Raw genomic sequence first — 7,075 nt, forward strand, 5'->3', positions numbered from 1 at the left:
TGCTGCTGATCCATGAATGGCGGCGCCTGGTGCTGCGGGCGCCGCCGCTGCCGCCCGCGCTGCTGCCGCCCGACTGGCCGGGGGCCGCGGCGCGCGCCCTGACTGCCGCGCTGTATCGGCGCCTGACCCCGGCGGCCGAGGCCTGGCTGGACGCGGAGGGACGGAACGAGGACGGGCCGCTTCCCCCCGCCCGCGCCTCTCGCTTTGCTGAAGGCTGAGGGCCAACGCGTTACGTTTTTTGCTTGCGGACGCCTCGTTCCGTGACATATTGATCGACAGGCAAGCGTGGCGGGCGCGTGCGGCGACGCGCGCCCCAGGGAGGCCGCCGATGTACACCCAGGCGCTGAACCAGAAGGACAGCGGCCCCCAAGGGACGCAGGGTCTCGTCGAGGACCCGGAGCGCCTCGCCCGCTTCGAGGCGCGCGTGGCGGCCGAGGACAAGATCGAGCCGAACGACTGGATGCCGGAGGCGTATCGCCGGACGCTGACGCGCCAGATCAGCCAGCACGCGCATTCCGAGATCGTCGGCATGCTGCCCGAGGGCAACTGGATCACCCGCGCGCCGTCGCTGCGCCGCAAGGCCGCGTTGCTGGCGAAGGTGCAGGACGAGGGCGGCCACGGCCTCTATCTCTACGCGGCTGCCGAGACGCTGGGCACGAGCCGTGAACAACTCGTGGAGCAGCTGCTGTCCGGCAAGGCCAAGTACAGCTCGATCTTCAACTACCCGACGCTGACCTGGGCGGATATCGGCGCGATCGGTTGGCTGGTCGATGGCGCGGCGATCATGAACCAGATCCCGCTCTGCCGGACCTCCTTCGGCCCCTATGCGCGCGCCATGATCCGCATCTGCAAGGAGGAGAGCTTCCACCAGCGCCAGGGCTACGAGATCATGCTCACGCTCTGCCGCGGCACGGAACAGCAGAAGGCTATGGCGCAGGATGCGCTGAACCGCTGGTGGTGGCCGTCGCTGATGATGTTCGGCCCGCCGGATGCCGAGAGCTCCCACACCGACCAGTCCATGCGCTGGAAGATCAAGCGCTTCACCAACGACGCGCTGCGCCAGCAATTCGTGGACGCGACGGTGCCGCAGGGCCACTACCTCGGCCTGACGTTCCCCGACCCCGCGCTGCGCTTCAACGAGGAGACGAAGCACTGGGAGTTCGGCGAGATCGACTGGGAGGAGTTCCGCCAGGTGCTCGCCGGCAACGGCCCGTGCAACCGCGAGCGGATGGAGGCGCGCCGCCGCGCGCATGACGAAGGCGCCTGGGTGCGCGAGGCCGCGCTGGCCCATGCCGCGAAGCGCAAGGCCCGCCGTGCCGCCACGCCGAAGCTGGCCGCGGAGTGACGACGATGCCCGAAGCCCATATGCCGATCTGGGAGGTCTTCATCCGCGCCCGCTCGGGCCTTGCGCATCGCCATGCCGGCAGCGTGCATGCGCCGGATGCCGAGATGGCGCTGCAGGCCGCGCGCGACACCTACACCCGCCGCGGCGAGGGCCTGTCCATCTGGGTCGTACCGTCCTCCGCGATCACTGCGAGCGATCCGCAGGACAAGGACAGCCTGTTCGAGCCGACCGCCGACAAGATCTACCGGCATCCGACCTTCTACGAGGTGCCCGACGAAGTCGGGCACATGTGATGCAGTCCCCCTCTCCCGTCACGCCGAAGGCGTGCCTTCGGCACGACGCGGGAGAGGGCCGGGGTGAGGGTGGGTCCGCACTCCCACGCTCACCAAGCACAGCGCGAGTGGACACCCAATGACCACCATCACCCTCGCCGAAACCCCGCTCCTCCACGCGGTGCTCGCGCGCGCGGACGACGCGCTGGTGCATGCGCACCGCCTGTCGGAATGGGTCGGCCATGCGCCGATGCTCGAGGAGGACCTCGCCCTCGGCAATGTCGCGCTCGACCTGCTCGGCCAGGCGCGCAGCCTCTACACCTACGCCGCCGAGGTCGAGGGCAAGGGCCGCACCGAAGACGACCTCGCCTATCTCCGCGACGCGCCGTCCTTCCGCAACCTGCTGCTGTTGGAGCAGCCGAACGGCGACTTCGCGCAGACCATCGTGCGGCTCTTCCTGCACAGCGCGGTCCTGCATCCCTTCTGGCGCACCGCCATGGGCTCCTCCGACGCGACGCTCGCCGCCATCGCGGCGAAGGCGGAGAAGGAGGTCGCCTATCACCTGCGGCATTCCGCCGAATGGCTGATCCGCCTTGGCGACGGGACGGAGGAAAGCCACCGCCGCGCGCAGGAGGCGCTGGACCGCCTGTGGCGCTTCACCGGCGAGATGTTTGCGCCCGAGGACGCGGACCTCGTGGCGCGCGGCGTGCTGCCCGACCCGGCGTCGCTGCGGCCCGAGTGGGACGCGACCGTCGCGCGCGTGCTGGCCGAGGCGACGCTCGATCGGCCCAAGGATGGCTGGATGCAGCAGGGCGGCCGGCGCGGCGTGCACACCGAGCCTCTCGGCCACATGCTCGCCGTGATGCAGCACCTCCAGCGCGCCTATCCTGGTGCAACGTGGTGACGCGCGCCACAGGCTCCCTCTCCCGCGAAGCGGGGGAGGGTCGGGGTGGGGCTCCAGCCGCGCTTGCCGCCGCGCGACTGCGCGCCGACGCGCTGCGCATCGCCGGCGAGGTCGCCGACCCCGAGATCCCGGTGCTGTCCATCGCCGATCTCGGCGTGCTGCGCGACGCACGCGTGGCGGAGGACGGCCAGGTCGAGGTGGACATCACGCCGACCTATTCCGGCTGCCCGGCGATGAACATGATCGCGGTGAACATCGAGACGGCGCTCGACGCCGCCGGCATCCCCGCCCGCGTGAAGCTGGTGCTGTCCCCGGCCTGGACGACGGACTGGATGACGCAGGCGGGCCGCGACAAGCTGCGCGACTACGGCATCGCCCCGCCCGCGCCCAAGGCCAGCCGCCGCGCGCTGTTCGGCATGGACGAGGAGGTCGCCTGCCCGCGCTGCGGCAGCACCGAGACCGAAAAGCTCTCCGAATTCGGCTCCACCGCCTGCAAGGCCCTCTGGCGCTGCACGGCCTGCAAGGAGCCGTTCGACTACTTCAAATGCTTATAGTGCCCTCAGGCGCCGGGCGCGCGCTCCGCGCGCTTGGCTTGCGCGCAGGCCACGGTCGCGCCGGGGGCGCTGTCGGTTTGTGCGCGGCGCGCATTCGCGCGCTCGGCCTGCCGCGCAGGCCGCCATCGCTTCTTATCGTAAGGTTCGGCCAATGAACGCGGTGACGAGCACACGCTTCCATCCCCTCCGCGTCACGCGCGTGGACCGCGAGACGGCGGACGCGATCGCCGTCACCCTGCAGCCGCCGCCGCAGGCCGCAGAGCTCTTCCGCTTCACCCCCGGCCAATACCTGACCTTCCGCCGCGTAGTGGACGGGGAGGAGCAGCGCCGCAGCTATTCGATCTGCGCCGGCCTCGACGAAGGCGCGCTCCGCGTTGGGATCAAGCGCGTGGAAGGTGGCAGCTTCTCCGCCTGGGCGGTGGATCACCTGAAGCCCGGCGACGTGCTGGAAGCGATGCCGCCCGACGGGCATTTCGGCCTGATGCCCGACCCGGCCGCGCCGCCGCGCACGATCCTCGGTATTGCCTGCGGCAGCGGCATCACGCCGGTGCTCTCCATCGCCGCCAGCCTCCTGTCGCGCGAGAAGCGCAGTCGGTTCGTCCTGCTCTACGGCAACCGCACCGCCGGCGACATCATGTTCCGCACCGCGCTCGAAGAGCTGAAGGACCGCCACCTCGACCGCTTCGCCGTCGTCCACGTCCTGTCGCGCGAGAAGCATGAGCTCGACACGCTGCACGGCCGCCTCGACGCCGCGCGTATAGCCGCGCTGCTGCCCGGCTTGGTGCCGCCGGGCGAGATCGCCGAGGCCTTCCTCTGCGGCCCCACGGGCCTCGCGGAAGCCGCGACCGAGGCTCTCGCCGCGCTCGGCATCCCCGCGCGGCACATCCATGTCGAGCGCTTCACGCCCGCCGGCGGTGCCGCCCCGCCGCGCCGCGCGCCCGTCGTCGCCACCGATGCGCCGCCCGCCGCCACCGCCGAGATCACGCTGGACGGCGTGACGCGCCGCGTGCCGATGGCGGAGGGCGAGACGGTGCTGGACGCCGGGCTCCGCGCCGGCATGGACCTGCCCTGGTCCTGCCGCGGCGGCATGTGCTGCACCTGCCGCGCCAAGGTGACGGAGGGCGCGGTCGAGATGGCGCAGAACTACTCGCTGCAGCCCTGGGAGCTGGAGGCCGGCTACGTGCTCACCTGCCAGAGCCGCCCGAAGGGCGACCACGTCACCGTGGACTACGACGCGGCATGAGCGAGGTCGCGCGGATCGGCGACCTGCCGCTCAAGCTCGGCGGCACGCTGCACGACGCGCGGCTCGCCTACGCCACCTATGGCCGGCTCGCGCCAGGCGGCCGCAACGCGGTGCTGCTGACGCACGGCTACACCAGCACGCACCGCTTCGCCGAAGGCGGGCCGTCTGCCACCGAGGGCGCCTGGGACCAGCTCGTCGGGCCCGGCGCGCCGATCGACACCGACCGCATCTTCGTCGTCGCCTCCAACATGCTCGGCTCGAGCCACGGCAGCACCGGCCCGGCCAGCACGAACCCGGCGACCGGCAAGCCCTACGGCCCCGACTTCCCGCCCATCACGCTCGAGGACATGGTCGCAGCGCAGCACCGCCTGCTGGAGATGCTGGGCGTGCGCGAGCTGATCGCCGTCGCCGGCCCGTCCTATGGGGGCTTCCAGGCCTTCGCCTGGGGGACCGAGCGGCCGGGCTTCGCGCGCGGCCTGGTCGCCGCCGTGACGGGTCCGCGTTCGCCGAGCTCGATGAACCTCGATGCGCTGCGCCGCGACTTCGCCGCGGATCCCGGCTGGAACGGCGGCTGGCACTACGAGACGGGCGGCATCCTCGGCACCATGATCGCGCTGCGCGAGCGGACGCTGCGCGGCTACGGCATCGAGGCGAAGCTGGCCGAGCGCTTCCGGGACCAGACTGCACGCGACGCCGAGATCCGCCGCGTCGCGCGCGAATGGGCCGAGGTCTTCGACCCGCATTCCATGCTGGTGCTGGGCGAGGCCGCGCGGCGCTTCGACGCGACACCCGGCTTCGGGCGCATCCGCGCGAAGCTGCTCTACGTGCTGTCCACCACCGACGCGCTGTTCCCGCCGACGCTCGCCGCCGAGGTGATGCCCGCGCTGGACGCGGCTGGCGTGGATGCGCGCTACGTCGAGCTCGAGAGCCCGCACGGCCACCTGGCCTCCGGCGTGGACGCCGCGAAATGGGCGCCCGCGCTGCGTGCCTTCATCGAGGAGCTGGTCTGACCCCTACAGCGCGCCGCCGCGCCGCCCCGCCATCGCGCCGAGGCGCAGCCGCAGCGCGTTCAGCTTGATGAAGCCCTGGGCGTCGAACTGGTCGTAGGCGCCCTGGTCGTCCTCGAAGGTGACGTGCTTCATCGAGTAGAGGCTGTGCGGCGACTGGCGGCCGGTGACGATGGTGTTGCCCTTGTAGAGCTTGAGCCGCACCGTGCCCGTCACGCTCTTCTGGCTCTCGTCGATCAGCGCCTGCAGCATCCGCCGCTCGGGCGCGAACCAGAAGCCGTTGTAGATCAGCTCCGCATAGCGCGGCATGATGCTGTCCTTGAGGTGCGCGGCCTCACGGTCCAGCGTGATGCTCTCCATCGCGCGGTGCGCGACGTAGAGGATCGTGCCGCCCGGCGTCTCGTAGCAGCCGCGCGACTTCATGCCGACGAAGCGGTTCTCCACCAGGTCGAGCCGGCCGATGCCGTTCTCCTTGCCGAGCGCGTTCAGCTTCGTCAGCAGCGCGGCCGGCGACAGTCGCTCGCCATTGATGCCGACGGCGTCGCCGCGCTCGAACTCGATGGTGATGTCGGTCGCCCGGTCGGGCGCGTCCATCGGGCTGATGGTCCGCTGCCAGACCATCTCGTCCGGCATGTCCCACGGCTCCTCGAGGATCTTGCCCTCGGAGCTGCTGTGCAGGAGGTTCGCGTCGACGCTGAACGGCGCCTCGCCGCGCTTGTCCTTGGCGATCGGGATCTGGTGCTCCTCGGCGAACTGGATCAGCCGGGTGCGGCTGGTCAGCTCCCATTCGCGCCAGGGGGCGATGACCTTCACGTCGGGCTTCAGCGCGTAGTAGCTCAGCTCGAACCGCACCTGGTCGTTGCCCTTGCCGGTCGCGCCATGCGCCACCGCGTCGGCGCCGACCTGCTCGGCGATCTCGATCTGGCGCTGGGCGATCAGCGGGCGCGCGATGGAGGTGCCCAGCAGGTACATCCCCTCGTAGAGCGCATTGGCGCGGAACATCGGGAAGACGAAGTCCTTCACGAAGGTCTCGCGCAGGTCGTCCATGAAGATGTTCTCGGGCTTGATGCCGAGCAGCAGCGCCTTGTCGCGCGCCGGGCCGAGCTCCTCGCCCTGGCCAAGGTCGGCGGTGAAGGTCACCACCTCGCAGCGATAGGTGGTCTGCAGCCACTTCAGGATCACGCTGGTGTCGAGCCCGCCGGAATAGGCGAGCACGACCTTCTTCACGTCCTTGACGCGCATTGGGGTCCCCGAGGGTCGAAAGGCGGCGGAACATGCCGCCCGGACGGCCCACGGGCAAGGGTCCGGGCACGTCGGCGCGAGGCGCTGGACCGCGCCCCGCCCAGGGCGCCAGATTGGGCGCGGGACCATGCCGATCCTGCGTGCCCTCCTGCTGCTGCTCGCCGTCTCGGCGCCATGGGCCATCGCCCGGGCCGAGGCGCCGCGACGCGTCCCGCCGCCGCTGCTGGAGACGGCCACGGTGCCCGGGCTCGGGCCGAACGGGCAGCTCGAGCTCTCCCGCACCCTGCTGCGCGGCCTGCCGCGGGTCTTCGTCATCGGCCCGGGCGGCGCCTTCGCCTCGCGCAGCGGCCCGGCGCCGCGCCAGGAGCTGGAACGGCTGGCGCTGGAGGCCTGCCAGCAGCTCAGCCGCGGCCGCGCGCCCTGCACGCCCTCGCTGCGCCACCTCGAGATCGTCTGGCCGGGGCGCGAATGGGCGCCGATTCCGCCACCCCAGGGCCTGGCCTTTAGC

At 71.4% G+C, this 7,075-nt stretch carries 9 protein-coding genes; 8 read left to right on the forward strand and 1 reads right to left on the reverse strand.

Going from position 1 to position 7,075, the window contains the following annotated elements:
* The 7 genes from L2I40_RS15630 to L2I40_RS15660 all read left to right on the forward strand — a co-directional run.
* The coding region (locus L2I40_RS15630) for a PaaX family transcriptional regulator C-terminal domain-containing protein (protein ID WP_272910976.1) at positions 1-218 on the forward strand (218 nt) is incomplete at its 5' end.
* Between the two features lie 110 nt (positions 219-328).
* A complete protein-coding gene (paaA, locus tag L2I40_RS15635; protein WP_237216131.1) occupies positions 329-1,345 on the forward strand; it encodes a 1,2-phenylacetyl-CoA epoxidase subunit PaaA in 1,017 nt (338 codons plus the stop codon).
* A gap of 5 nt (positions 1,346-1,350) precedes the next feature.
* On the forward strand, positions 1,351-1,638 hold the full coding sequence (gene paaB, locus L2I40_RS15640) for a 1,2-phenylacetyl-CoA epoxidase subunit PaaB (protein WP_237216132.1): 288 nt from the start codon (positions 1,351-1,353) through the stop codon (positions 1,636-1,638).
* A 118-nt stretch (positions 1,639-1,756) separates the two neighbouring features.
* Entirely contained in the window at positions 1,757-2,521 is a 765-nt protein-coding gene (gene paaC, locus L2I40_RS15645) for a 1,2-phenylacetyl-CoA epoxidase subunit PaaC (protein ID WP_237216133.1), read from the forward strand.
* Positions 2,518-3,075 (forward strand): 1,2-phenylacetyl-CoA epoxidase subunit PaaD, encoded by a 558-nt coding sequence (gene paaD, locus L2I40_RS15650; RefSeq protein WP_408872055.1) that lies wholly within the window; start codon positions 2,518-2,520, stop codon positions 3,073-3,075. The genes paaC and paaD overlap by 4 nt, the downstream gene beginning before the upstream one ends.
* Positions 3,076-3,226: 151 nt before the next feature.
* Positions 3,227-4,318, forward strand: a complete 1,092-nt coding sequence (paaE, locus tag L2I40_RS15655; RefSeq protein WP_237216134.1) for a 1,2-phenylacetyl-CoA epoxidase subunit PaaE — start codon at positions 3,227-3,229, stop codon at positions 4,316-4,318.
* Entirely contained in the window at positions 4,315-5,328 is a 1,014-nt protein-coding gene (locus L2I40_RS15660) for an alpha/beta fold hydrolase (protein ID WP_237216135.1), read from the forward strand. The genes paaE and L2I40_RS15660 overlap by 4 nt, the downstream gene beginning before the upstream one ends.
* A gap of 3 nt (positions 5,329-5,331) precedes the next feature.
* On the opposite strand, the gene L2I40_RS15665 is transcribed toward L2I40_RS15660, so the two are convergent.
* Positions 5,332-6,567 carry an argininosuccinate synthase gene (locus L2I40_RS15665; protein ID WP_237216136.1) on the reverse strand — a complete coding sequence of 412 codons (1,236 nt, stop codon included), beginning with the start codon at positions 6,565-6,567 and terminating at the stop codon, positions 5,332-5,334.
* A gap of 127 nt (positions 6,568-6,694) precedes the next feature.
* Between L2I40_RS15665 and L2I40_RS15670 the strand changes: the two genes are divergently transcribed.
* Positions 6,695-7,075: hypothetical protein (locus L2I40_RS15670; protein WP_237216137.1), on the forward strand; the 381-nt coding region annotated here is incomplete at its 3' end.

It is taken from the genome of Falsiroseomonas oryziterrae, assembly GCF_021864505.1.
Taxonomy (GTDB): domain Bacteria; phylum Pseudomonadota; class Alphaproteobacteria; order Acetobacterales; family Acetobacteraceae; genus Falsiroseomonas; species Falsiroseomonas oryziterrae.

What these genes read in the sequence shown, in the direction of transcription:
- paaA (WP_237216131.1), top strand. Translation starts at nt 329, where the DNA reads ATGTACACCCAGGCGCTGAACCAGAAGGACAGCGGCCCCCAAGGGACG.
- paaB (WP_237216132.1), top strand. Translation starts at nt 1,351, where the DNA reads ATGCCCGAAGCCCATATGCCGATCTGGGAGGTCTTCATCCGCGCCCGC.
- paaC (WP_237216133.1), top strand. Translation starts at nt 1,757, where the DNA reads ATGACCACCATCACCCTCGCCGAAACCCCGCTCCTCCACGCGGTGCTC.
- paaE (WP_237216134.1), top strand. Translation starts at nt 3,227, where the DNA reads ATGAACGCGGTGACGAGCACACGCTTCCATCCCCTCCGCGTCACGCGC.
- L2I40_RS15660 (WP_237216135.1), top strand. Translation starts at nt 4,315, where the DNA reads ATGAGCGAGGTCGCGCGGATCGGCGACCTGCCGCTCAAGCTCGGCGGC.
- L2I40_RS15665 (WP_237216136.1), bottom strand. Translation starts at nt 6,567, where the DNA reads ATGCGCGTCAAGGACGTGAAGAAGGTCGTGCTCGCCTATTCCGGCGGG.